This is a genomic window from Bradyrhizobium sp. P2_E8 (assembly GCF_056403875.1).
Genome location: NZ_JBFUES010001840.1, coordinates 1 through 636, shown reverse-complemented (window position 1 = coordinate 636; position 636 = coordinate 1). Strand labels below are relative to the sequence as shown.

Genomic DNA, 636 nt, shown 5'->3' with positions numbered 1-636 from the left:
GTCCATGGACATTATTGCATAAACTGCAATGATGAAGTGTCAAGCCGGCTGATTGTTTTAGAAGCCGAAGGTTGCGACCTTAGCGGTCGAAAGACGCAGATTTGCGCCGGGATTCCAGGAGAACTTCCGATGACGGCAACTCACACCTACGCCAGCGACGTGGCGTTCACGCCGGCGGTGAAATCGATCCAGGCCCGAAAGGGATCACGCGAAGGCTATGCGCAGGCCGAGCAGCGCGGCTGGCGCACCGAGGTCGACGAGAACCTCGCAACGTTCCTCGCTGAAGCCAACAGCTTCTATTTCGCCACCGCCTCGGCGGACGGCCAGCCTTACATCCAGCACCGCGGCGGCCCGAAGGGCTTTTTGAAGGTGCTGGACAGGCAGACGCTGGCTTTCACGGACTATGCCGGCAACCGGCAATACATCACGCAAGGCAACCTGTCCGAAAATCCCAAGGCCTACATCTTCGTGATGGACTACGCCCATCGCCGCCGGGTGAAGATCTGGGGCGAGGCGCGCGTGGTCGAGGACGACGATGCGCTGACGACGTCGCTGATGCCCAGGGGCTATCGCGCGCGGCCCGAGCAGGTGATCCTGTTCAAGATCGCGGCCTGGGACACCAACTGCCCGCAGCAC

At 61.3% G+C, this 636-nt stretch carries 1 protein-coding gene; it reads left to right on the top strand.

Annotated elements, in window-relative coordinates; translation table 11 throughout:
* Positions 1 to 129 precede the first annotated feature (129 nt).
* On the top strand, positions 130 to 636 hold a 507-nt coding region (locus tag AC1D00_RS44215; RefSeq protein ID WP_477015090.1), incomplete at its 3' end, for a pyridoxamine 5'-phosphate oxidase family protein.